This window comes from Pseudonocardia sp. C8, assembly GCF_014267175.1.
Lineage (GTDB): Bacteria > Actinomycetota > Actinomycetes > Mycobacteriales > Pseudonocardiaceae > Pseudonocardia.
Genome location: NZ_JACMTR010000002.1, coordinates 4,958,389 through 4,980,563, shown reverse-complemented (window position 1 = coordinate 4,980,563; position 22,175 = coordinate 4,958,389). Strand labels below are relative to the sequence as shown.

At 66.7% G+C, this 22,175-nt stretch carries 24 protein-coding genes; 5 read left to right on the top strand and 19 right to left on the bottom strand.

The features are described from left to right. Positions 1 to 104 precede the first annotated feature (104 nt). The 4 genes from H7X46_RS23665 (at position 105) to H7X46_RS23650 (ending at position 4,107) form a co-directional block, all read left to right on the top strand. Positions 105 to 1,142: a replication-relaxation family protein gene (locus tag H7X46_RS23665; protein ID WP_186361462.1), complete on the top strand. Its 1,038-nt coding sequence runs from the start codon at positions 105 to 107 to the stop codon at positions 1,140 to 1,142. A gap of 7 nt (positions 1,143 to 1,149) precedes the next feature. After that, positions 1,150 to 2,106, top strand: coding sequence for a bifunctional lysozyme/C40 family peptidase (locus tag H7X46_RS23660; RefSeq protein WP_186361461.1), 957 nt, complete (start codon positions 1,150 to 1,152; stop codon positions 2,104 to 2,106). Between the two features lie 138 nt (positions 2,107 to 2,244). Next, complete coding sequence (locus H7X46_RS23655) at positions 2,245 to 2,796, top strand: HNH endonuclease signature motif containing protein (protein ID WP_186361460.1); 552 nt, start codon at positions 2,245 to 2,247, stop codon at positions 2,794 to 2,796. Positions 2,797 to 3,036: 240 nt separating this feature from the next. Next, the gene (locus H7X46_RS23650) at positions 3,037 to 4,107 is read left to right on the top strand and encodes an HNH endonuclease (RefSeq protein ID WP_186361459.1); all 1,071 of its coding nucleotides are present in this window, start codon (positions 3,037 to 3,039) and stop codon (positions 4,105 to 4,107) included. A gap of 133 nt (positions 4,108 to 4,240) precedes the next feature. Here H7X46_RS23650 and H7X46_RS23645 read toward each other — a convergent pair whose 3' ends face one another. The 9 genes from H7X46_RS23645 to H7X46_RS23605 form a co-directional block, all read right to left on the bottom strand. Continuing rightward, positions 4,241 to 4,903: a hypothetical protein gene (locus H7X46_RS23645; RefSeq protein ID WP_186361458.1), complete on the bottom strand. Its 663-nt coding sequence runs from the start codon at positions 4,901 to 4,903 to the stop codon at positions 4,241 to 4,243. Between the two features lie 110 nt (positions 4,904 to 5,013). Further along, positions 5,014 to 5,946 carry an N-6 DNA methylase gene (locus H7X46_RS23640; protein ID WP_186361457.1) on the bottom strand — a complete coding sequence of 311 codons (933 nt, stop codon included), beginning with the start codon at positions 5,944 to 5,946 and terminating at the stop codon, positions 5,014 to 5,016. A 147-nt stretch (positions 5,947 to 6,093) separates the two neighbouring features. After that, positions 6,094 to 6,861 (bottom strand): hypothetical protein, encoded by a 768-nt coding sequence (locus tag H7X46_RS23635; protein WP_186361456.1) that lies wholly within the window; start codon positions 6,859 to 6,861, stop codon positions 6,094 to 6,096. A 65-nt stretch (positions 6,862 to 6,926) separates the two neighbouring features. Continuing rightward, positions 6,927 to 7,475: a hypothetical protein gene (locus H7X46_RS23630; RefSeq protein WP_186361455.1), complete on the bottom strand. Its 549-nt coding sequence runs from the start codon at positions 7,473 to 7,475 to the stop codon at positions 6,927 to 6,929. 327 nt (positions 7,476 to 7,802) lie between these two features. Next, positions 7,803 to 8,759 (bottom strand): hypothetical protein, encoded by a 957-nt coding sequence (locus H7X46_RS23625; RefSeq protein WP_186361454.1) that lies wholly within the window; start codon positions 8,757 to 8,759, stop codon positions 7,803 to 7,805. Between the two features lie 72 nt (positions 8,760 to 8,831). Next, positions 8,832 to 9,155 carry a hypothetical protein gene (locus H7X46_RS23620; protein WP_186361453.1) on the bottom strand — a complete coding sequence of 108 codons (324 nt, stop codon included), beginning with the start codon at positions 9,153 to 9,155 and terminating at the stop codon, positions 8,832 to 8,834. Between the two features lie 112 nt (positions 9,156 to 9,267). Next, on the bottom strand, positions 9,268 to 10,497 hold the full coding sequence (locus tag H7X46_RS23615; RefSeq protein WP_186361452.1) for a DNA polymerase III subunit beta: 1,230 nt from the start codon (positions 10,495 to 10,497) through the stop codon (positions 9,268 to 9,270). An 88-nt stretch (positions 10,498 to 10,585) separates the two neighbouring features. Further along, positions 10,586 to 11,074, bottom strand: coding sequence for a hypothetical protein (locus tag H7X46_RS23610; RefSeq protein WP_370588925.1), 489 nt, complete (start codon positions 11,072 to 11,074; stop codon positions 10,586 to 10,588). 107 nt (positions 11,075 to 11,181) lie between these two features. Next, complete coding sequence (locus H7X46_RS23605; protein WP_186361450.1) at positions 11,182 to 11,781, bottom strand: hypothetical protein; 600 nt, start codon at positions 11,779 to 11,781, stop codon at positions 11,182 to 11,184. A 792-nt stretch (positions 11,782 to 12,573) separates the two neighbouring features. On the opposite strand from H7X46_RS23605, the gene H7X46_RS23600 reads away from it, so the two are divergent. Then, the gene (locus H7X46_RS23600) at positions 12,574 to 12,999 is read left to right on the top strand and encodes a helix-turn-helix transcriptional regulator (RefSeq protein WP_186361449.1); all 426 of its coding nucleotides are present in this window, start codon (positions 12,574 to 12,576) and stop codon (positions 12,997 to 12,999) included. Positions 13,000 to 13,030: 31 nt separating this feature from the next. Here the strand turns inward: H7X46_RS23600 and H7X46_RS23595 are convergent, their stop codons facing one another. The 10 genes from H7X46_RS23595 to H7X46_RS23550 all read right to left on the bottom strand — a co-directional run bounded on the left by H7X46_RS23595 (position 13,031) and on the right by H7X46_RS23550 (position 21,972). After that, positions 13,031 to 15,850 (bottom strand): hypothetical protein, encoded by a 2,820-nt coding sequence (locus H7X46_RS23595; RefSeq protein WP_186361448.1) that lies wholly within the window; start codon positions 15,848 to 15,850, stop codon positions 13,031 to 13,033. After that, positions 15,847 to 16,281, bottom strand: a complete 435-nt coding sequence (locus H7X46_RS23590) for a pilus assembly protein TadG-related protein (protein ID WP_186361447.1) — start codon at positions 16,279 to 16,281, stop codon at positions 15,847 to 15,849. The genes H7X46_RS23595 and H7X46_RS23590 overlap by 4 nt, the downstream gene beginning before the upstream one ends. Next, positions 16,278 to 16,685 carry a TadE/TadG family type IV pilus assembly protein gene (locus tag H7X46_RS23585; RefSeq protein WP_345367115.1) on the bottom strand — a complete coding sequence of 136 codons (408 nt, stop codon included), beginning with the start codon at positions 16,683 to 16,685 and terminating at the stop codon, positions 16,278 to 16,280. The genes H7X46_RS23590 and H7X46_RS23585 overlap by 4 nt, the downstream gene beginning before the upstream one ends. 41 nt (positions 16,686 to 16,726) lie before the next feature. Continuing rightward, complete coding sequence (locus H7X46_RS23580) at positions 16,727 to 17,164, bottom strand: TadE/TadG family type IV pilus assembly protein (RefSeq protein WP_186361445.1); 438 nt, start codon at positions 17,162 to 17,164, stop codon at positions 16,727 to 16,729. Next, complete coding sequence (locus H7X46_RS23575; protein ID WP_186361444.1) at positions 17,161 to 17,352, bottom strand: hypothetical protein; 192 nt, start codon at positions 17,350 to 17,352, stop codon at positions 17,161 to 17,163. Before H7X46_RS23575 ends, H7X46_RS23580 begins: the two co-directional genes overlap by 4 nt. Positions 17,353 to 17,374: 22 nt before the next feature. Beyond that, the gene (locus H7X46_RS23570; protein ID WP_186361443.1) at positions 17,375 to 18,274 is read right to left on the bottom strand and encodes a type II secretion system F family protein; all 900 of its coding nucleotides are present in this window, start codon (positions 18,272 to 18,274) and stop codon (positions 17,375 to 17,377) included. Beyond that, positions 18,271 to 19,167: a type II secretion system F family protein gene (locus tag H7X46_RS23565; RefSeq protein WP_186361442.1), complete on the bottom strand. Its 897-nt coding sequence runs from the start codon at positions 19,165 to 19,167 to the stop codon at positions 18,271 to 18,273. The genes H7X46_RS23570 and H7X46_RS23565 overlap by 4 nt, the downstream gene beginning before the upstream one ends. Continuing rightward, entirely contained in the window at positions 19,164 to 20,468 is a 1,305-nt protein-coding gene (locus tag H7X46_RS23560) for a CpaF family protein (RefSeq protein ID WP_369775446.1), read from the bottom strand. The genes H7X46_RS23565 and H7X46_RS23560 overlap by 4 nt, the downstream gene beginning before the upstream one ends. A gap of 116 nt (positions 20,469 to 20,584) precedes the next feature. Continuing rightward, positions 20,585 to 21,379, bottom strand: coding sequence for a chromosome partitioning protein (locus H7X46_RS23555; protein WP_186361440.1), 795 nt, complete (start codon positions 21,377 to 21,379; stop codon positions 20,585 to 20,587). Then, on the bottom strand, positions 21,379 to 21,972 hold the full coding sequence (locus tag H7X46_RS23550) for an SAF domain-containing protein (protein WP_186361439.1): 594 nt from the start codon (positions 21,970 to 21,972) through the stop codon (positions 21,379 to 21,381). The genes H7X46_RS23555 and H7X46_RS23550 overlap by 1 nt, the downstream gene beginning before the upstream one ends. Between the last annotated feature and the right edge of the window lie 203 nt (positions 21,973 to 22,175).

The following is a 22,175-nucleotide window of genomic DNA, read 5'->3' as shown; positions in this document are numbered from 1 at the left end:
TTCGCGGAAAAGGGGCAGGCCACACCCAACCACCAGGGCGTGGCCTGCCCCTTTCTCTGCGCTTTGCCGTCCTGCCCATTCGGTTTGTCCGCAAGGAGACATTGATGCTCGACCCCAGCACGCCCCAACGCGACCTGCGCACACCGATTCCGGCCCGCGCCAGCTCCCGTGTGGCCGCCTCCACCGAGCACCAGGCCACCGTCGCCGCCCACCTCACCGAACGCGACCGGTGGATCGCCCGCATGTGCGCCGAGCACCGCACGCTGACCTCCACCCAGATCGTCCAAGTTGCCTTCCCCACCCGACGCGCGGCCAACTACCGGCTCCAGCGCCTCTACCAGTGGCGCGTCCTGGACCGCTTCCAGCCCTATGTCGGTAAGGGGCGGTCCCCGATGTTCTACGTGCTCGACACAACCGGCGCGCACCTGCTCGCGCACGAAGACGGGATCGACCCCCGCTTGCTGGGCTTCCGCGCCGAGCGTTCGATCGGGATCGCCTACAGCCTGCGTCTGGCGCACCTGCACGGGCTCAACAGCCTGTTCACCGGACTCATCGCCGACGCGCTCGCCCAAGGTGACCGGGAGGTCACCGCCTGGTGGTCCGAAGCCCGCTGCGCTCGGCACTTCGGCGACATCGTGCGGCCGGACGGCTACGGCCGCTGGCGCGAAGATGACCGCGAGATCGAGTGGTTCCTCGAATGGGACACCGGCCGCGCCCCGCTGGGCCGCTTCGTTGCCAAGGTCCCCGACTACCTCGAACTCGCCGCTAGCAGCCGAATCGTCACACCGCTGTTGGCGGTGTTCTCCACTGCCGGCCGGGAAGCCCACGCCCGCCGGCTGCTGACCCAGCACCTGCGCAGCCAACCCCGCCCGCAGGACGTGCCGATCGCGACCACCACAACCGAGGAACTCAACCGCACCGGTACTGCCTCAGCCAGCATCTGGCTGCCCCTGGCCCATCGCGACGCAGGCCGCTGGCGGCTGGCCGACCTGCACGCCGCCTGGCCCCACGTGGGCGAGCCCACCAGCAGCACGCAGGCCACCCCCAGCGCACGCGAAACCAGCCCAGTGCCTCGGCTCAGTCCGCCGGCTCCGATGCCGCCTTTCGCACACCACGACCTGACCTGGAAACCCACGGGGTGATGCGTGCATGCTCAAGCTCGCCACCACGGTCCTGGGTGCCGCCGTCGCCTTGATCGTGCTGGTCGCAGCCGCCGTGTCCGGAGTTGCCTCCGCCATCTTCGGTGGAGGCGGCTCCGTGACCGCGAGCCAACCCAGCCAGGCCGCCCTGGCCGACATCCCGGGCGACTACCTGGCCCTCTACCGGCAGGCCGCCACTACCTGCCCCGGGCTGGACTGGAGCATCCTGGCCGGCGTCGGCAAGATCGAGACGAACCACGGGCGCTCAAATCTCCCAGGTGTCCACAATGGAGCGAACTACGCAGGCGCCGGCGGGCCGATGCAGTTTCTACAGTCCACATTCGACTCTGTGGTAGCGCGCCATCCCATCCCGCCCGGAGGCGGCAACCCGCCCTCGCGGTACAACCCGCACGACGCCATCTACGCCGCCGCCGGCTACCTGTGCGAGTCGGGCGCCCGCGATGGTCGCGACATCTACGGTGCCATCCTCACCTATAACCATGCCGATTGGTACGTCAGTCAAGTCCTCAACCAAGCAGCCCAATACAAACAGGCGGCAGCCAGCTCCGGAAGCGACGCGCCGGCAACCCCACCAGCACAGCAGGCCGTGAACTACGCGCAAGGGCAACTCGGATTGCCTTACGTCTGGGGAGGAAACGGACCCGATCATGGTCACGAAGGCTTCGACTGCTCGGGACTGACCATGGCCGCCTACCAAACGGCTGGGATCAACCTCCCGAGAACCGCGCAAGAGCAGTACAACGCTGGCCCACAGGTTTCGAAGGACGCCCCATTGGCACCCGGCGACCTCGTCTTCTACGGCACGCCCGGCAACATCCACCACGTGGGGATCTACATCGGCGCCGGAAAGATGATCAATGCTCCGGACTTCGGCCAGCCAGTCAAAGTGGACGACTACCGGTGGAAGGGAGACGACTACGCGGGAGCCAGTCGACCCCGCCCATAAAGCGCCTGTAGATGCGCTGAGCACTCGCTGATCATTTGTCTAAATGCTGCGGTGGAGTGCGTCAGCCGGACCGCTGTGCCGTACGTCGACCCGCTATGTCGTCGTCTGGGTGTCGGGACAGAGTTCTACCCTTGCGTAGTGTCAAGCGATCGTCCGCCAATCCCCGCTGAGCTGCGCCGCGCTGTGCTGGTCGAAGCAGGGCACCGGTGCGCCATTCCCACCTGTCGGCAGTACCCCGTTGATGTTGATCACATCATCGACTGGGCGAAAGTGCGACGGCACGAGTTTGACAACCTGATCGCCCTGTGCCCGACTTGCCACGCCCGCAAGACCCGCGGTGAGATCGACACCAAATCGATGAAGCAATACAAGATCAATCTCGGTGTGCTAACCAGCCGCTACACTGACCTTGAACTCCGACTCCTGCGATGGTTGGTCGACTACGCGCCCGGACGCGGTCGCCCGATGCTGCCAGACGGCATGTATTGGGCGGTCGGGGATCTGCTGTTTGACGGCATGATCGAGCTGCGCGAAGACGGCTGGCTGCTTCCGTCCGGTCGTCCCGACGGTCCGCGTCCAATCAGCTTTCACGAGCAGCAGGCCACCGAGCGGCGCGCAAAGTACGTGTCCTTGACAGACAAGGGCCGCGAACTCGTTAGACGTTGGTTTGGGGCCAAGCCCCTTGACTGATCTGCGCACCTGTACCCGCAGGTGACCGTGTCGCTCATGCCGCTGAGCAACACCGCTTCGACTTCGGCTGCTCCCGTACTTCGGAAGGCCGTGATGATCGAATGATCAGATGTTGCGGACTGCCGTTGAGTTCGGGATGACAACAGCCTTCCGGTGACGTCCTCTCACATCGATGGTGGGTGCGCCCGCTGACGGCTCGTGGGTCAGTTGGTTGAGATGGGCATGCGGCATCATGACGTTGTGACCATCAGCGATAAGGACCGCAAGGTGTTGTGGGCGCGGTCAGGCAATCGATGCGCGCTGTGCCGGCAGCCGCTTGTAGCTGAGCGTACGGCGACCGATCCCGAGGCCGTCGTCGGCGATGAAGCTCATATTGCTGCTCGGTCGCCGGGAGGTCCGCGTTATGGCGAATCCCCGGCCAACTTGGTGGACAGTTACGATAATCTGATACTTCTTTGTCGGGTTGACCACAAAAAGGTTGACGACCAGTCGGCATCCTATACTTCGGCTGTACTTCGTCAGATGAAGTCCGACCACGAGCTGTGGGTCGACCGGTCGTTGCAGGGGCTTGACGATCCCAAACTTAGCAAGACAGATCGGGAGCAATGGTACCCTCTTGAAGTCGGGCGTTTTCCCTGTGTCGGTGACGGAGAGGCAGCCCGGGTATCCGTCGTTGCTCGGTTACGAGATTCGTTGATCGAATCATTCGGAGATCGTTCAGCGAGGTTCGCCCTTGTACTGGCAGCGGAAGGCCATAATGCGAATGACGCGGTGCTTCCGGTATACGTGGTTTGGAGTCATCAGCGTGAATTTGTCGCGCGGGCGGCCCACGAGCACGAGGCATGTTTGAGGAGGATCATAGACATCCGACGGGGATCTTCGGATGTCGAGGCTGCCCGACATCAGTTCCTTCGTGAGATCACGGAGGCTGAACGGTCGACGGCGGACTGGCGTATGGAGGGGAATGCTTTGTTCGACAAGCATCCGACCGCTCACCTGGTCAACTATGACCCGTCCTTGCGTCGTATCCAGATCCACGCGGACAGGGCATTAGATATAGATCCCGAAGAATATGACGAGAAGGTCGCTACAACGTCAGAGGCACTGATGTTCTCGTGCGCACTTGCCAGGCAAGTGGTGGCAGCAGACATCGGGAGCCTAACCAGATACTCGGAAAATTCTTCTTTGGCGAAGCTGACTGCGTACATGTTGGAGCGACGCGAGCTTGAATTTGGCAGGTTTCGTATTCTGCAGAATGATCCAGAGATTTGGGACTTTCGTTTTCCTGAGACGGAAGCGAGGGGGTGCTAGAATCGAGTATTCTGGAGACATTCTGAGCCAGCGCTGATCAACCTGCCGCTTGCCCGATCGATCATTCGCGCGGAAACATAAGGTCGTGCGGTCAAGTCTGTTCGAGTCGAAAGTACATCTAGCTACGGATGGACTAGCCGAGTGGGCAAGGTCCTTCCTGTTCCTCCGTTTTACTCGCCTCCGATTCGTCGTCAGTCGCAGAGTCCGGCAAAGGTGGTGCCCCGTCGGCAAGCTGCCGAAGCTTGAAATAGTACTTCAGCGGGCGTCGCCGTGAAAGCATCAAAGCGGTGTACGCACGCGCGGTTTCGTGCAGCGCATTATGTATCAGCCCCTCGATAAAGCTTCCCATCGGAAGCTCCTCTGCTCCTCGTTCACGTTCCTGATCGAGGATTCCTGTCTTCTCGTACAGCAGGACGTTGGTCTGGAGAGGAACGGTGTACGTGCCAATCGCCCTCACCGCCCTTCCCACCACGTCTCGTTGGCGTTTGGGGAGGCTGAATTCGTAACGCGGTAGATCATCGCTCAATCGATCGCATGCGTCTGTCATGCCCTGGAGAGCTGACTTCCCCATCGCCCATGCAAGCGGGTTGCTTCTGGTCAGCCCGTAGAGGTTATGCAGGCTAGCAATCAGGTTGAGCAACTGCGTAGCGGTTTCGCGGCGGGCTCGGTGTACTTCGAGTATCCGGTCCTTGCGTGCTTCGAGGCCCGGTTTGGCCAGGTATTCGACAAGCATGGTGATCACCGCCGCCGTCACGGCGCTGATCAGGGCGGTCTGGGCTTGAGCTGGTAACCACACGCGCCGTATCTACCATGCTGCGCCGCCCCGGTAGGTCGGTTTCGGCAACGGTGGTGGCTCCGGGCTCGACCGGCCTGGGGGTCACCGGGAGCACGGAGCCATCACCGAGGCTACTCCTGATCACCGGGTCGGTCATCGGTGTCGGGGTCATCGTCATCGAAGACTAGCTCGGTGAGCCTTTGGGCGGCACGGACGGCGTTGATCATCAGCTTGTCCCGGCGGATCTTCTCGGTGAGCTGCAAGATCTCGGTGCGCTGCGCTTCGGCGCGGCGCGCCCAATCGCCCTCAGTGAGAGTGTCGGCTACGCACAGAAGCATGTGCGGACCAAGTCGCCACAGCAGGCTATTGACCGCGCATGCGGCGATCGCCAGGTCGTCGATGTCGGCGCCATACCAGCTCACCGTCGAAGGGTCCTGTCCCTTTGCACGCATGACCTGGGCAGCGGCGCGGAACAACCCACCGGTCCCGACGGCAGGGTCCATAATGGACTCATTCTCGCGAGGCGTGTTGAGTTCAGCCATCAGTACCTCGCCCATCGTTTCCGCGAGTGCGCTGGGGGTGTAGATCTGGGCGTTGGCTTTACCGGCCGAGTCGGACTTGAGCAGGGTGAGCACGATCCCGAGCAGGTCGGTGTCGTACCGGTTGTCGGTGCCGGTCAGTTCGAGCTGTCCCGCGTGCAGGGCAGCGTCCGCGGTGTGCTTCGCGGCGCGCTGCAACGCGGGGCGCGGTTCATCGAAAACCCAGTGCATGAGCGGATAGAGGAGATGGGTCAGGTCGGGACGGGAATTGACCACGGAGGTGTAGATCTCGCGCAGTGTGCCGGCGAAGTCCTCGGCGGTCTGCGCGCGCAGCTGCTCGGCGAGGTCGGGACCGTGCGGGTCGCGCTGACTGATCAGGGACAACGCGGCCACGACCGACAGGGCCACGTCGCGGCGGCCGGAGTGGTTGGACTGGTTCCACGCCGTGTCGACGGCTTCAGCGATGGCAACGGCGTGCTCACCGGGGTCGCGGTGGGCGCGCCGTTGCGTGGTGGATTGGCTCACGTGTCCGCCCTCCTGGTGTGCGGCGGTCGTGCCCGGAGCGTTCCTGCATCGGGCACAGGTGTGGCCGACGAGGAATGCGTCTGAGCGGAGAAATCAGAATTCGGAAATGGAGAAATCGGTGAATCTTGTTGCGTTAGAGGAATTGCCTCATTCGTCGTCCAGCTGGTCGGATACGATTGCCATGTCGCCTGCTTGCATTCCGTCGGCAACGTCGACGCAGGGGGCACACCAGTCGAAGCGCCAGTCTTCCGGGTTGCAGGGATTCGACCAGTTGCAGGACTGCGCGATCGACTCCAGCTCGGCCGAGATGACGCCGAGTTCATCGGGCTGTGCGTGATGGACTGCGAGATGGATGACTGGCTCCCCGGTCGCCACGCCCGCGTCGACACAGGCGGAGAAGGCCACATCCGGGCGGTCCAGCCGCGTCGTGGCCGCGCCCGTGATCCAGGCCGCAAGCTGGGCCAGATCCAGCCCTTGAGTACGGGCATAGTCGGTGCCGTAGACGCGAGCGACAGGCTGCTCGGTCACGGTGCCGTCGTCAGCGAGGGTCAGGCGGAGCCACTGGGGGTAGTCCGTGGCGATCCAATGGAACCACTGGGCATCGTCGAAGGCGTAGATGTCGCAGCGGCTTTCGTGCGGTACCCAGTCGGCGCGGTGGACGGTGGCCTCGGGGACGGCAGCTTTCCCGGAAGTCCGGGCGAACGTGTCGAATCCAGCCACGTCCCAGGCCAGCGCGAACCGTGCGAAGCGGTCGCGAACCTCGTTCGGTGCGGTGGAGGCGAACAGTTGCCGTCCGATGGGGAATCGCGCCACGTCGTCGGGGGCCACGAAACGGCTGAACCCGCCGAGCGGTTGGGCGTGTGCACCGCGGCCGAGGGCGAACAGGGTGTGTGCGCGGGTGGCGTCGGTGTCCATGGATATCGGCCTTTCTGCGCGTGCATGCGCGCGTAGTCGTGGTCGGTGTCGCGGTCTCCCCGGGATCAGTCGGTGTGGGGAGCCGCGTGAGGATGGGGTTGGGCGTTGTCGGCTTCAGAACCGTCGATGGCGGTGTCGGTGAAGGTCGCCATGCCGACGAGTTCGTCAGCCCGGTACATGCGGCATTCGGTCTCGTCGCGGTTGTGGGCGTCCTGCTCGGGATCATCGGAGCGAGGGGTGTACACGTCAGCGAAGACCCGATCGTCCGAGACGGTGACCGAGACGATGTCCTGCCCGTCGTCGGTGCTCATCCCTTCTTCGAGATCCGCAGCGGGCAGGCAGTAGAAGACCGGAACATCGGGCTTCGAGCGGTCCTCGGTTTCGCCGTCCCCAGAGCGGTTGCCCTCCGGGGCGCAGGCGCCGGGCGGGTTGTGCGCCTCGTACGCGTCGGGCGCGGGCGCGGCCACCTGCCAGGCGCGGGGAGCAACCAGGCCGGCGCGCATGCGCGCGTCCAGGTCGATCACCGCGTGGGCCAGGTCGGTCGCCAGTCGGCGCACATGCCATTCCGTGGCGTCCTCGGGCAGGTGGCGCACCGCTCCGGCGGTGGCGATCATGCTTCGGTACGGGCGCTCACAGCGGGTTTTCATCAGCGGCCTCCCAACGGAGAGAACAAGGACAAGGCAGCACAGGAAGGGATACGACCAGGGGAATCGGATGCGCCGATGGCGGAGTTCGGTCGCAGCGGCGACGCGAGCGGCATGGGAGGCCGGACAGTAAGAGGGCCGACGGACCCACCCGGAGGGTGTTCGCACGGTCCGCCGGCCTGCCGTAACCCTGTGAAAGGGCTGCCGTCCCCGAAGGGAGGCACGGCCAGGGTAGCTCACTGAGCCACCGCAGAGCCCCGTACCGCTCGCCCTGTGTAGTTGTGGTTCCGGTGCTGGTCAGGCGGGGTGCGAGGTACGCGGCCGATACCGGGCGACCACCTCCCAGAGCCGTCGGTGGTGGTTGGTGTCACCGAGCTGGGCGTCCACGTCCGGTGACTCGTGCGGCATGTCGGCCGGGCCGCCGCCGGTCATGCTCGGGTAACCGGCTCCGATGCCGGCGGCGACCGCCGCGACCACATCGGTGTCGGCGGCATCCCCGATGACGTGCACGTGGACGTGCGGGGTGGCGCGGCACGCGGCGGCGACCACGCTCCGCGTTGCCGGCGCCGTGACCGAGCGGGCGCGAACGGGAACGATGATCAGGTCGACGCCGCCGAGCGTGGCCAGGGTGTCGGCCTGGTGCGGATCCAGATGCAGTAGCGTCACCGCGTGCCGGCGGGCGAGATCGGTCATGGCTTCCCGCACCGCGTCCTCCGGGGGCGGCTGTGAATCGATGACGAACAGCGTGCGCAGGCTGCCCGAGTCGGCGGCGGGCGGATCGTGCCGCGCGCGCTGGATGGCTCGGTGCAGGTCGAGCCGGGTGGGGCGCGCGTCGATCAGGCCGAGGTGTTCTCCGGCTGCCGTCCCAGCTAGCGCGAGGCTGGCCGTGCTCGCCGTGCCGACCTCGCCCGAGGGGTCGGGATCAAGCACCGCCACCATCAAGGCCGGGCGCTCCACGAGCATCGATATTTGCTTTCGCAACACACCGGAGCCGTCCGGGACCGTGACCAGGTGGGCTGCGCCGAGCGCGAGAGCGTGTCGGTACAGGTCGGGCTCGTCCTGATCCTCGGGATCGGCGAGCAGCATCACCGCGTCGCGGGGAGGGAGTTCGTGCGGGCGGGCGCGCAGGATCGGCGCGGCCTGCGCGTCGATCAGCACCAAAGCGGCACGGTTCCAGTCTTCCCTAGCGAGCTGGTGCGGCGGGCGTGCCACCAGACGCACCCCGCGTGCGTACTGCTCGATCTCGCGGCGCATCGTGGTTAGATCCGTGATCAGCAGAACAAAGCAGGACATGCTGCATCCCTCCAATAAGGACAGTTGGGGCCGTCAGTGATGCGGGCGGTTGTCGATCTCGCTCCGGTGGGTGTCCGCGTCCGAGGCCGGGATGGTCCAGCGGCCGTGCTGGGTCATGACCGCCGATGCGGTGCGAGCCTGGCGGCGGTAGTTCTCGGCGGTGCGGCCGTCGACGTCTCGGGTATCGCTGGGGTAAGTCAGATCGACTTCGACGCTGTGATCGGAATCCGTCCAGACGTTGACGATCGGCCCTGGTGAGTTCTTCACCATTGACCACATGAGCTGCGCAGCATCAATCGGGTCCTCGGCGTCGATATCCCACTCGATGACGCAGCGGTACTCGCGGGTTTCACTCATGGTTTGTGGTCCTTTGTATACGAACGGTGTGTGAATCCAGGTCCTCGGTGTATCCGCCTTGCGGTGGCCCCGGGCGTGGACGGCGTCACGGCTCGGGACCACCGCCGCAGGCTCAGGATTTCGGCGGGCGGACGGGCATCAACAGATGCCGGTATTCCTGCCCGTCGGCTCCAGTGAGCAGCACGGGCCGCGTCGGGGTGGCGAGCTGGAACAGCACGGTGTCCCCGTCGAGCGCGTTAAGCGCGTCGCGCAGGTACGGCGCGGAGAACAGCACGCGCATTGGCTCGCCGGAGCCGTCGACCTCGGCCGGGTGCGCGGGGGCAGCCACCGCGTCGGCGTGCTCACCGAGCACGGGCGCGATCGACACCGTGCCGGCGGGATCGACCGTCAGCGCCACCTGTGCCGCCGTGCGGCGCCCGTGTTTGTCCCGGGTGGCGTGCTTCTTGGCCTCCAGCGCGGCGGCGGCGCGTGCCGTCGCGTGGGCCAGCGCGTCGCGGTCGGCGCACGCGGTGACGGTCACCTCGGGGAACAATTCCTCATAGGCAGGGAACTGCGCCTCGATCGGCCGCGTGATGACGGTCAGGTCGCCACAGGTCAGCGACAACCACTCGCCGGCCCAGTCGTTCCCGATACCGAAGCGCACGCGCTCAGCGGCGGCGTGTTTGAGTGCGGCGGACAAGACCGGAGCCGGGAACAGCACCGCGCGTTCCTCGGTGGTGGTGGTCGCAGCCAGCGTGGCGACGGCCAGCCGGAACCGGTCGGTGCCGGCGAGGGTGAACATGCCGGGCGTGATCCGCACCTGTACGCCCATGAACATCGGCATGGTGTCGTCGGTGCCCGCCGCGACCAGCACGCGCCGCGCGTCCGTGGTGAACCGCTCGCGGTCGACCTCGGCGACGGTGGGTGGAGTCTCTGGCAGTGTGGGGAAGTCCTCGGCCGCGTAGGTGGTCACGGGCATGGTGTAGCCGCCCAGTTCGAGCACGGCCGTCCCGTCCTCGGTCGTGCGCACCGTGACCGGCGCGGCGTCGGCATCGCGCTTGCGCCAGCCCTTGACCAGCGCGCCGAGCAGCTTGGTTGCTTCGGTGTAATCGATGAGCACCCGCCCCGGGATGGGCGCGGCATCCGGCACGCGCACGGTTGCCACAGTTTCCAGGTCGGTAGTGGTCAGGGTCAGGTCTCCGTCGCGCCCGTCCAGCAGGACGCCGCCCAGCATCGGCACAGCGGGCCGACGCGCCAGCCCCACGCCGACCGTGGTCAAGGCGTGCGCCAGCGTGGCGCGGTCGGTCCGGAACAGTACGGGCGCCGTCGACGCGACGGTGGTGGTGTCGGTCGCGGTGGTCATCGCGCGTGCCTCCCAAGGAAAGGTGTTGCGGTATAAGAAAGCTCGGAAAGAAGGGGCGCCCGGATACGTCGCGGGCGCCCCTGCGGGGTCAGCCGACCCAGTAGGTTCCGGTGTGGGCGGTGGTCAGCTCGACGTGCGGCATCGGTTCCCCCGGGTACGGGGTGTGCATGATCAGCCGGCCGCCGTTGTTCGGTGCGTCATCGGGAATGCGGCGCAGGGTGAACGCGAACGCGCCGCGCGGGTCGCCGACGCTGATCGTGACCGTGATCGAATCCTCGCCGGGATCGGTGTGGATCGTGGCGCCGTTGGCCCACGACAGCGGTACCCGCTGTGGACGGTGCGGCCCCTCGCGGAAGTCCGGCGCGGACTCCACATCGTCAATCTCGGGGTCCTCGTACGGGTCGTAGGCATCGCAGACCAACGAGCCGGATTCGTCGGCGTAGCCGTCCGGTTCCTCGGACAAAGACTCGCCGCACGCCTCGCACCGGTATTCGGCGTCCTCGGCGTTCTCGAACGTGATCACCGAGGAGTCGTCGTCGTAGTCGGTGGAGATCATCTCGCCGTTGGCGGACAGCACAAACACAGCGCACCTCGCAGAAGGGAGATCAAGACGGAAGGGAAGGACGGGAGGTGCGGCCGGCCGCCGCGTACGGGAACAGCGGCGCGGCCAGCCGCACGGAAGGGTCAGAATCGGCAGGTAAACCGCACGGCCTTGCCGCAAGTCGGGCAGGCCACGTAGGCGCGGTCACGGTCGCCGAACGGCACGCGCACCAGCTCAGGCACGCGGTAGGCGTGCGGACTGCCCGACCAGGAGTACAGGTGCACCGTGTCGGCGGTCTCCCAGCGATGCCCGTTCACGCATTCACCCGTGGCGTTGGAGTAGTCGGCCCACTCTTCCAATTCGTCCACAGTGGAGCGGTAGACGGTTGGGGCGACGTACAGGCCGAGGTGATCGCTCACGGTGATCATCAAATCGCCGAGTTCGGCCGAGGACAGCACCACGAACCCGAGATCATCGATCAGGTGATCGGAGAAGTTGACCAGGTTGTGATGCCACAGTTCCCCGTCACCGTGCAGACCGGCCGGAGGTTCGCTCGTGCGATCGAAGATCCACTTCGCGATCACCTCATCGTGCGGCCACTTGTGGCCGTTCGCGTCCATCCACTCGCGCAAGTCGTCGGTCAGATCGTCCGCGTACTCGCCGCGATCGTTGATCCATTCCTGCGTGTCCACGGTCAGATACCCGTCACCGTGCGACCACGCTTCAACAGACACACTGGTCATGAGAATGCCTTTCACTGATTACGGCTGCGGGAATATCGGGGTGCGAATCCCTACCCGCAATGTTTGTTTCTGTTCGGAACTTTCCGGGATCTCTTCCCTGTTGTTCCGATGGTTCTAGCCTAACGCCGGCGCCGCGCGCGGCACAACATCGCTCGATGGGTTTTTCTGACGATTTTCCTTGGCGGGTCAAGCTGCCTTTGCCCGAGCCTGACCAGTGTTGATGTGTGTATCAAAGAGAAGTAGCGAACGCTGAACTGAAGCCGTGTTTGACTCTTTTATATGGAATTCGGAAAGCGTCTTTGGTGGGCGCGAATAGAAATAGAGGAAACGGGATTAATGGTAAGTCGGTGCCACACGCCATGCGTCGTCCACCACCCACGGTCCCTCCGGTTCATGCCTCTCTCTCCCTCCAGTCGTCAACCGGTTCCCGCGGGGTACCGAGGCTTGGTGTGCTCAGGAAGGGCCAGCAGCCCGTTGACCTGCGACAACGCGCGGTCGGGGGCTTCTTATTTAATGGGAAGATGAGCAGGCAGATGAGTGGGAAGATGAGCGGGCAGATGAGCAGGTTGATCACATGAGGTCACAGTGCGTAGATCATCTACTGCTCTGATCGGGTGGAGTTGACCACTCAATAGGTTTGGACGGCGCGCTTGAGCGGCGTGCCCACCTGCGTCGGAGTGACCATGGACGGTCCGGGGGTGCTACCGACGCCGACCGCGTGGGTGGCAGACAAGGGAGTCGCCCCTCACCTCATGAGGGTATCGAGGAGCACACGGGGAAAGGAAGCCAGGCATGGGGATTAGCGCCGACGAGGTGCTGAACTGGTTCGATGCCGTGAATTGGCAGCAGGGGGAATGGGTTCCGGAGATTGTAGTAGCACTCTGGGACGGCCAAAAGCGCTTCCTGGACCTGTTGAAGGAAATCCAGGACAGTAGTACCCAGCACCGGTGGTCAAACAAGACGAAACCGCTCACCCGGCAGAGCTTGTCGCTGACTCTGACCCGTATGGAGAGGGAGGAACTGGTGCTCCGGCATGAGGACAACTCCTCGGTTCCGCGGGCGGTCTGGTATGAGGTGTCTCCAATTCTTCGTGAGTTCCTGGAGGAACGAGCGCGACCACCAGCAGAGTGGATAGCCAGCCATCAGGATCTGATCGAACGGATTCGCCAGCGCCGGGTCACGCGGGAACGTGATCGTGGCCGCGACGACGAGACCTGATCTGGTCAACATGGAGTTCGGCGGCCGTACGTCAGCTGGCGACCCGGTGCTGGCGCGCTTGCAGGGCGCGAGCGAGTGTCAATGTGTTGGGGTCGGGGCGCTCGCCGATCTCGGCAAGCGTGGTGGTCAACAGTTGGACGGTGCGGCTTATGGCATCGGCGAACCCGAGCTGAGCTTGCACCCGCATGATGTCGCGGTAGATGTCCTCGTTCTCCGGGTTGAGCAGCCTCGCGTGTTCGAGCAGCTGTAGCTGACGGTGCGGATCGTGCCCACGGTAGTGGGCAGCCATCCCAGCCAGCGCGTCGACCACCGTGCGGTGCGCGGCTTCGCGCGGGCCTTCGAGCCACAGCGCGGACATGCCGTCAGCGATCTCGCCCCGGTAGACGGCCGCGATGCGTGACCAGGCGGCCATGCGGTCCTCGTCAGTGACCGCGGTGTGCCTGTCGTGCTCGGCCTCGTGGAGGTGCCAGTAATCGACCTCGACCTGGCTGGGGTCGAGCGCGACCTGCTCATCGTGCTGGAAGATGAGGTCCACCGCCCGGTCGCCGGTGGCGTGTGATAACGCTTTGCGCAGCTGCGACAGGGACGCGTAGAAGGCGTTGAATGGCCGCCGGCCCCGGGCGTCCGGCCAGAGCGCTTCACGGACGGCTTCGCGGGTCGTGCCTGACGGATGCAGGGCCAGGAAGACCAGCAGCGCCCGGTGCTTCGGCGCCAGCACGGACGTGATGTTGTGGGCGTGCCCGTCCGGACTGTGCCAGGTCACCGTGACCGGGCCGAAGACCGACAGCTCCCACGGCCGTTCCGGGTACTGGCGTGCCCGTTCGGTCACTCCCACCAACGTAGGCACGTTGGCGGCCTCCGCGAAGGTCGTCCCCACGGATGCCTGCTCGACCTCGGGGTGAAGCAGGGACGTGGTCTCGATATCAGCGTCCTCGATCGCGCTGCTGTCCTGCCCCGGGCTCCCCGGTCCGTCACGTTGAGAATCAGCGTCGTCCTCTGCAGGTCCCACGTCGACCTCGGGCTCAGGAGCGGAGCCGGTCATACGCTCGCTGGCGCTCCCGTCGTCTGTTTCCTCGCGCTCGTCGGTGGTGCGGACATCGTCGTCGAGGGCAGGCTCGGGAGTGCTGTCGGCTGGCTCCGGCGGACTCGATGACGGCACATCGGCCAGCAGCGCCACCAGGTCACGGGTATCGGTGGCGTCGAGATGGAACAGGCAACTGCCCCGGAGATCATCCAGGGAGGGACTGGCTGCCGACACGACGCCGTCAGCGCGTACTCGCACGGTGGCCCCGGCTGGCCAGTGGCCGAGCAGAATGCCAGCGACGCCGCGGTCGGAACCGGTATCGAGGAGCGATTGCAGTCGGGCGTGCGGGCGGTCGGTCTCAGCGACCAGCACGGTATGCAGTGCACCGAGCTTGTGTCCGGAATCGTTGGGAGAGCAGCGTTTCTCCAGCGCCGCGACGGCACCGGAGAGATCGTCGGTGACGTGCAGCCGTGCCGACGCGGGCAGTTCCGCGCCCAGCAACGCGCGCGCATTGTCTGCGGGGATCACAACGGTGGCGTGCGTGGTGCCCAGCAGGTGCACCAGCAGCGAGCGCGCTGTGGCCTCGGCGCCTGCTCCGGTTAGCCCGAGCCCGCGCACCGCGGCGAGGTCGAGAGCGCGGGCGCGTTCGTCGCGGACACCGATTTCAACGGAAGCACTGTCGATGTCGCCGTGCCCTGCCGCGATCGTCGTAGGCTCATGCGGCGGCTGCTCGTCGTCGAGCCCGATTGGCTGCTCATCGTCGTCGTGGCCCTCCTCCAGCTGCACCTCGTCGTAGGCCAGACGCAGGGCGTGCACGGCTGGGGCCGGCGCGGGAGGCGGTGTGCGGTCGCCACTTCCGGGCTTGTAAACGCGCAGGCGCTTACGACGGCGGATCACCATCGCGAGGGCAACGGCGCTAGCCAGGGCCGCGGCGACAAGCCCACCACTCCACAGGGTGATCGCGGTTCCCGAGGTGCCGCTGACAGCGTCGGGGGCAGGAGCATGATGCCGGTCCGGCGCAGCATCCGGAGCGGGATGAACGGTGGGCGGCTGGGGCGGGATCGGCTGCGGTGGAGCGGGCGCGGGCGCCGGTTCAGGCGGCGGTGGCGCCGGACTCGCCACAGCATCATCCGGCAACTGGAGTATCCAGCCGGGCCGAATCAGGTGCGGGTCGCTCAAGACGCGTCCGTCAGGTTGGGGACGTCCCTGATTGAGCTGGTACAGCTCGGTCCAGCGATTACCGTCGCCGAGTTCGCGCTCGGCAACGCGCCAGAGGCTGTCGTGGATGCCGGCCTGCGGGGGCTGCACGACTACGACACCGTGCTCGGGCCGGGCGTCAGCTGTGTCGGCTGTCCGCGGCACCGAATAAGTGACCGCTCTCGGTATCGTGACGTCGGTGGCCATCACCGCCGAAGCCGGGTTTGCCGATGGCAGCGGGCCTGCTATCGCTGCGGGGGCGCGCGGGTGCCACAGGACGAGCACCGCGGAAACGACCAGCACACCGGCCACCGCATGCACCGGCCCGATCGTCGGCGGACGTACGCCGTGCAGCGCATGGGGAACGCATCGGGCCACGTCCACAGCGAATACCGCCCAGGTAGGCCAGGCGATGCAGGCCAGGATGTCCAGCAGCAATGTGACCGACAAGGGATTGAGCAGCGTCGCTTCGATTTCGTCGCCGGTCGGGATGTGATCGGGAAGCGGCCATCCAATGTAGACGACGAGTCCCCATGGGACACCCACCAGCAGTGCTGCCAGCACGAGCAGAGCGGCCAGCGCCACGAGCAGGCGACGAAGTCCGGACGCGAGCCGCCTGAGACGTGTCATCCGCTGCCTCCCAGCGAACCTTGGTCGGGATGGGCTTGCCCATCGCCGGAAACGGTCAGATCGGAGATCCCGACGAGCCCGAGGAGTTGTGTGGCTTGATGTCCCTCGACCTGCACACGGACCAGGTTGCTGTCGGCCGTGACGGTGCCGGTCGCGCCGACGGAGTTCAGATAGTGCTGCGCGGCGGCCCGCGCGGCGGCGGGGTTCAGTCGGGCAGCACCACCGGAGCGATATGCGGCCAGGTCGAGTTCCTGCGCACCAGCTCGGGCGGCTTCTTGCGCCTGACCGATGGCGCGCGACTTCGCGGCCAGGGCAAATCCGCCGTCGAGGACCAGACCCGCGAAGAGCAAACAGCCGGTCGTGATGATCACGACGAAGGCGGTGACGCGTCCACGCTCATCCCCGGCCAGCGAACGTCCACGGTGACTCATCCTCCTGCACCTCCCGCCGTCACACTGCCGCGCCACTGGTCAACGACGGATGACGCCGACGCTTCGGTCGTCGTCGCACCTGGCACACCCAGTAGGGACAAGTCCGAAAGGCCGATCTCGCAATTCACCGTGACGATCACGGTGCTGCCAGGTCGCAGGCTTCCCACCTGCGCCTTGACACCGAGACTGCGGCAGGTGATCCCTGCCTGTCCCAGAGCGGCTTCGGCCGTGGCTCGTGCGCTGCTGGTGGCCTGGACGCTGCTGCGCGCCAGGGTTGCCGCCCGGACGGCCTGATGGGCGGCATCGTCGACACGCAGGCGCGCGTCGGCGAGCCGTCCGCAGAAGACCACGAACAGCAGCAGTACGATCAGTACCGGTGTGAGCAGGGTCAGCTCGGTGGCCACCGAACCGCGCTCATCGCGGCGCAGCCGCGTCAAAGAAGTTCTCATCCGTTGGCCTCCGGTGGCACGAACCGTTCACTCGGCCCGACCGCTCGGGCACGCACCGGCAGATCCAGGAACGGCACCACCCGCGCGGCATGTCCGGTGATCTCCACAGTGGACTGCTCCGGGCCGCGCGTGACCGCCGCACGCGGGTCATGCAGCGGACCACCCCCGAGTTGGGCCAGGACCGACCCAGCTTGGGCTTGACCGTCGGCGCTGCTTCCGCCCTGCACCCGCGCGCCCGAGAGGGCTTGGGAAGCGGCGGCCTGAGCGATGTGGGTGGCATGCGCCCACACTGCGAACTGCGCGATGACCAGCAGCAACAGCAGGAGCGCGGGTACGGCCAGCACCAGTTCGGCGGTGACCGAGCCGCGTTCATCGCCGCCGAAGCGACGCCACACCTGGCGCACTCGCTGGATCGCGGCGGGCCGCGCCGTCACATCTTGCCTCCGATCTCGTTGGCCTTGCGGGTGACGGCTGCGACGATGATCGCGATCACCGCGATGGCTGCGGCGACCAGCAGCGCGGTCACCAGGACGGTTTCGGTGGAATAGCCGCGCTCGTCCGCGCGGATCTGGTCGATGCGGGCGCGGACGGTGGCGACGATGACGGTCAAGTACGCCAACATGTCTGATCCCTTTCTGTGCGGGCTACAACGAGCCGAGGACGGTCGCCATGGCCGGGTACGCGATGAAGACCAGGAAGCCGGCGAACAAGCAGATGACGGGCAGGCTCATGCGCTCGGTCGCTGCTTGGGCTTGGCCTTCGGCTTCGGTCAGCTCGTGGGTGCGCATCGCCGCGGCTTTCGCCGCCAGGGAGGCGCGAACCTTGGCACCTTCGGTTCCGGCTAGCGAGACCGACGAGGACAGCTCGACCAGTTCGCGGATGTCCAGTTCCTCGCCGAGCTGGCGCAGGGTGTCCCAGGGGGTGGTGCGCGTCAGGCGTGCCGTGGTCAATGCCCGGCGGATGCGGGCGAAAGCCCATCCCTGACCGATGGCCGCCGCGTCGTTCAGCGCGCCGTCCACCCCGGCGCCGCCTGCCAGCGAAACCCGCACTAGGTTGAGGTAGGCGCTCAAGGCGTGCCGGAAGGAGGTGCGCTTGCGTTCGGCTTGCTGGCGCACATCCAGATCCGGCAGGAGGAATCCGCCCATCGCGCAGCCGACGCCGACGACGAAGGGCACCTGCCAGGGGAAGACCACCCCGGCTGCCCACAGCATCGCCTGCAGCAGGCCGGGCAGCAGCAGACCGGCGACGGCCAGTACCGCCTTCTCCGCCAGCAACGTGTCCGGCGACCGGCCCAGCACGAGCAGATCCCGGCGCTGCCGCTCGGAGGGAAGGCCCAGCGCCCGCAGCGGTCGCACCGCGGGACGGCCCCAGCGCGTGGCCCAGCCGCCCGAGTCGACAGCGGTGATCGTGGGCCGGTCTTGGCTGGTCGTGCGTACGGCAGCCAGGGCACTGGCCAGTGAGGGACGTGGCGGAAGTAACCAGACCAGCAGCGCCCACAGGCCGAGCCCAACACCGGCTCCGAGGAGCACAGCAGTGGTGATCATGGCTGTACCTCCTGTGTCGCTCGCGGCTCGGCGCCGGTGAGGTGGGTGAGGAACCGTTCCGGCTCGCCGATGCGCGCGATCTTGGCCAGCCACGCGAACGCCAGGGCGAACAATCCGCCGACGACCAGCAGCATGATCTGGCCGAACGCGCTGTCGTAGGGGTCGAGATAGCCACGGTTGAGCACCACCAGGCCCGCGGCGAAGATCAGCGTCGTCGCGACGATCACCCGCACGCTCGTGCGCGTGCGTGCCCGTCCGGACTCCACCCGCAGGCGCATGGAGACCTGCTCCCGGGCCTCGGTCGCCAGTTCCCCGAGCAGATCGGCGAGCTGGCGGGCTTGGTGCTGGGAGGCCAGCACCAAAGCGCTGATGACCAGGTCAGCCGTCGGGTCGTTCAGGTCATCAGCCAGACCACCCAACGCGTCGGCGAGCTTGTCCCCGCGTTCGATGCGCACCGAGAGTTCACGGACGTCGTCGCGGATCGCCGCCGGAGCGGTGTCCACCGTGGCCTGAATGGCTTGTTCCAGGCCAGCAGCGGCGGACAAGGTGTCGCGCAGCATCTCGGTCCACGCGGCGATGGCCTCGATCCGCGCAACCCGCCTGGCCTGATCCTGGTTGCGCCCCAGCACCCGGGGCAGCGCCCAAACACCGAGCAGGGTCAAGGCGCCGCCGACGACCCACCCGGTGACCGCGCCCACCAGCACGCCGGCCGCTACGCTCACCGCGATCCACCGCGCGGACGTGCGGTGCCGCAGCCGCTCTACCCACTGTGCCCAGCGGCTGGGCATGGCCGACGCGGCGGGGTCGCGGCTCCGCACACCGAGAATGAGCAGGAGCACCCCGAGCGCGAACCCAACCCCGAGGGCTCCCGCCACCGCGATCGAGCCGGTCACGGGTTCCACCACCCTTCCGGCCGTTCCAGTACATCCGGGTCGAATCCCACCTCGGTCAGGCGCTCGACGGTCTCGGTCCGCAGCGGAACCCCGGGAACGGCGCGGCCGGTGGGATCGGGCCGGTACACCTCGTTGGACACGATCTGCTTGTCATCGGCACCGACGACCTCGCGAATCGAGGACACGACACGGGTTTTGTCATCCCGGGCCTCGGCAAGGTGGATGACGAAATGCACCGCAGATGCGATGAGCAGGTTCGTGGCCTCCAGCCCCAACCGCTCGGGGCTTTGGGCCGCGTAGGTCGCCAGCTTGGTGAACGCTCCCCGCGAATCGCTCGCGTGGACGGTGGCCATGCTGCCGTCGTTGCCCTGGGTCATCGCGTTGGCCATCGGGATCAGCTCGGACCCGCGGACCTCGCCGACGATCACGCGGTCCGGGCTCATCCGCAGCGCCCACCGCACCAGGTCGGCCTGCGAGATCGCTCCTTCGCCCTCGACGTTCGGTTCCCTGGCTTGCAAGGCCACGGTGTCGGGATGCTGCGGATCGCGATCCAGGCCCAGCTCGAAGTTGTCCTCGATGGTGATCAGCCGCTCATGCGGCGGTATGGCCGAAGCTAACCCGCGCAGCATCGTTGTCTTGCCGATCGCGGTTCCGCCGACGATGAGCATGTTGAACCGGGCACGTACCAGCGCACCGAGCAAGGCTTCCAAACCCGAGTCGATCGTGCCGAGCTGGCGCAATCGCGCCAGCGTGACCTGCGAGAAGCGGTGCCGCCGGATCGACACCGACGGACGCCCGGTCACCGCCATCACCGCGAAGAGCCGACTACCATCGGGCAGTTCGACGTTGACGCCAGGCGATCCGCGATCGAAGCGCCGTTCTTCGACCCCAGCGCGCGCCGCCAACGAACGCACGAGGTCGATCAGCTCATCATCCGACGTCGCCACCGGTGGCATTTGCGCGCGCCGACCGTCGCTGTAGCGCACGAACACCCGGTCGTAGCCGTTGACGTTGATGTTTTCGATGTCCTCGTTGGCGAGCAGGGGCTGCAGACCACCCATGCCGAAGATCTCGTCGAGCACCGAGGTGATCACCTGGCGCTCGACGTCATCGGGCGGTAGACCAGCGCCCGACGGATGGGCCAGTTCTTCGTTGGCGTAGGCATCAGCGGCGTCGCCGGCCAGCTTCTCCGCAAGGCTTCGGCGCGCGTGGTAGTCCAATGGAGGGCGCCCGTACTGCTCGTCCTCGCGGATACGTTCGGCCAGCCCTTCCGAAACCGCCTGGCGCAGACGTGTGCGCAACGGCCCAACGGCAGGGTGCTCCCCGTCCAGACTCGCCGGGCCGGGTGGTGTGCGTGTCTGCTGAGGCTGAGGGTGTGGCGGCATCGCCGATGTCCGGGGCTCGTACGAGTTCGTTGTCATCGCGGCACCACTCCATTTCCGCCTGCCGGTACCTGTGCAGCCAGTGCGTCGCCAGCCTGCGAGCCATCGGAGGGCGCAGAGGGCTGGACGTGCGCCACTAAGCTGCGAGCAATCCGCGCGGCGGCGCGGCCGAGCGCGGACTTCTCTGGCGGGCGCCCCCGCTGGTGTCCACAGAGGAGTGCGGCACCGGAGGCGTCGTCGGGCAAGGTGCCCATCACCGGCACGCGTAGTTCCTGCTCGACCTCAATGCGGTTGTAGCCGTCCCCGATGAGCACCAGCCCAGGAGTTCGCGTCCACGTCGGAATCTCGTTGAGCAATGTGGCCACATGGGAGAGTTCATCGGCACGAGGCCGAGCCATCACCACCAGCGCCTCCGCCCCGCGGATCAGGGGGAGCGCGGGAGACGAGGAATCCAACCGGCCGACGTCGACCAACACCGCCGCATCCTGCGGACTGGCCGCCGCCCGCATCGCCCGCACACCCCGCGTGGTCAGCACGCCCAATGCGGCGCGGGCCTGCTCGGCGGCCACGGGGCCGGGCACGACCCGTAGGCCGCCGGGGAGCTGCTGGCTGTGCTCTGCCAGTAACTCCGCGCTGGATTGCCGGCGCGCAGCCGCGGCCAGCGATACCAGTCCCGGACTGGCCGTCAGCCGGTGCCGTGCGGCGAGGTCCCCGCCTGCCGGGTCGGCCTCGATCACCAACGGGTCGCCAACCGGCCAACGCGCTGCCAGGGCGAGCGTTGCCGTGGTGACCCCGGGCGAACCCTTCACCGAGCAGATTCCGACGAGCATCACTGTCCTCCTGCCGGAACGGCGACCAGAGCCAACTGGCCGGGCGGAATCGCGGCGACCTGGCGGGCGGTGGCGGTGGGCATCTGCAGCGAGACCACCGTCGACTGGTCATTGGTCTGCGGCGCCACGCTGACCACTGCCGCTTGCCATGGGCCGCCAGAGGCGGTCGATGAAGTCGAGCCGGTGGTCGAACTCGTTCCGCTGTTCGGCGCGACGATCACCGAGACGGTCGCGCCTGGGGCGATGTCCGGTGGAGCCTGGCCGGCTTTGACCGCCACGGCAACGACGCCTTGGCCGGCTGGCGGAACCTGCGGATGCCCCAAGGCCGACCGGGACAGCAGCGTCCCGGCCGGCAGGGAGTAAGCGACGGGCTGGCCGAGTACCGACGACGCCTGGCTCGCGGGAACCACATCCGTGCCGGAACCAGCCGACATCGGCACCTGCCGCAAATCCTGTGGAGCCAACACGTGCCCGACGTTGACCGGCCGCGCCAAGGTCAGCATCGGCTCGCGATCGCCAACCTGAAGCACGGTGATCACGGACCCGGCCGCGCAGACCACGACCAGCAGTACCCCCAAAACGAGGTACGGCACCCGTCGGCGCCGGCTGCCGCCACTGGAAATCCGCGACGGCGCGCCAGGCTTACGGCCTGCCCACGACCGCGAGGCGGCAGGCGGCCCCTGGGCGGGTTCATGAGTCGATGTAGGTGTGGACATCCAGCGCCTCCAGACAATGCGGTACCCCGCACCCCTTTCCCTTCAGGAAATGGGGTGTTGTGTCGTCGGATTTCCTTGTA

Coding starts and splice junctions, on each gene's coding strand:
- H7X46_RS23665 (WP_186361462.1), top strand. CDS start 105: ATGCTCGACCCCAGCACGCCCCAACGCGACCTGCGCACACCGATTCCG.
- H7X46_RS23660 (WP_186361461.1), top strand. CDS start 1,150: ATGCTCAAGCTCGCCACCACGGTCCTGGGTGCCGCCGTCGCCTTGATC.
- H7X46_RS23635 (WP_186361456.1), bottom strand. CDS start 6,861: ATGGACACCGACGCCACCCGCGCACACACCCTGTTCGCCCTCGGCCGC.
- H7X46_RS23630 (WP_186361455.1), bottom strand. CDS start 7,475: ATGATCGCCACCGCCGGAGCGGTGCGCCACCTGCCCGAGGACGCCACG.
- H7X46_RS23625 (WP_186361454.1), bottom strand. CDS start 8,759: ATGCGCCGCGAGATCGAGCAGTACGCACGCGGGGTGCGTCTGGTGGCA.
- H7X46_RS23620 (WP_186361453.1), bottom strand. CDS start 9,155: ATGAGTGAAACCCGCGAGTACCGCTGCGTCATCGAGTGGGATATCGAC.
- H7X46_RS23615 (WP_186361452.1), bottom strand. CDS start 10,497: ATGACCACCGCGACCGACACCACCACCGTCGCGTCGACGGCGCCCGTA.
- H7X46_RS23605 (WP_186361450.1), bottom strand. CDS start 11,781: ATGACCAGTGTGTCTGTTGAAGCGTGGTCGCACGGTGACGGGTATCTG.
- H7X46_RS23600 (WP_186361449.1), top strand. CDS start 12,574: ATGGGGATTAGCGCCGACGAGGTGCTGAACTGGTTCGATGCCGTGAAT.
- H7X46_RS23595 (WP_186361448.1), bottom strand. CDS start 15,850: ATGACACGTCTCAGGCGGCTCGCGTCCGGACTTCGTCGCCTGCTCGTG.
- H7X46_RS23590 (WP_186361447.1), bottom strand. CDS start 16,281: ATGAGTCACCGTGGACGTTCGCTGGCCGGGGATGAGCGTGGACGCGTC.
- H7X46_RS23575 (WP_186361444.1), bottom strand. CDS start 17,352: ATGTTGGCGTACTTGACCGTCATCGTCGCCACCGTCCGCGCCCGCATC.
- H7X46_RS23570 (WP_186361443.1), bottom strand. CDS start 18,274: ATGATCACCACTGCTGTGCTCCTCGGAGCCGGTGTTGGGCTCGGCCTG.
- H7X46_RS23555 (WP_186361440.1), bottom strand. CDS start 21,379: ATGCTCGTCGGAATCTGCTCGGTGAAGGGTTCGCCCGGGGTCACCACG.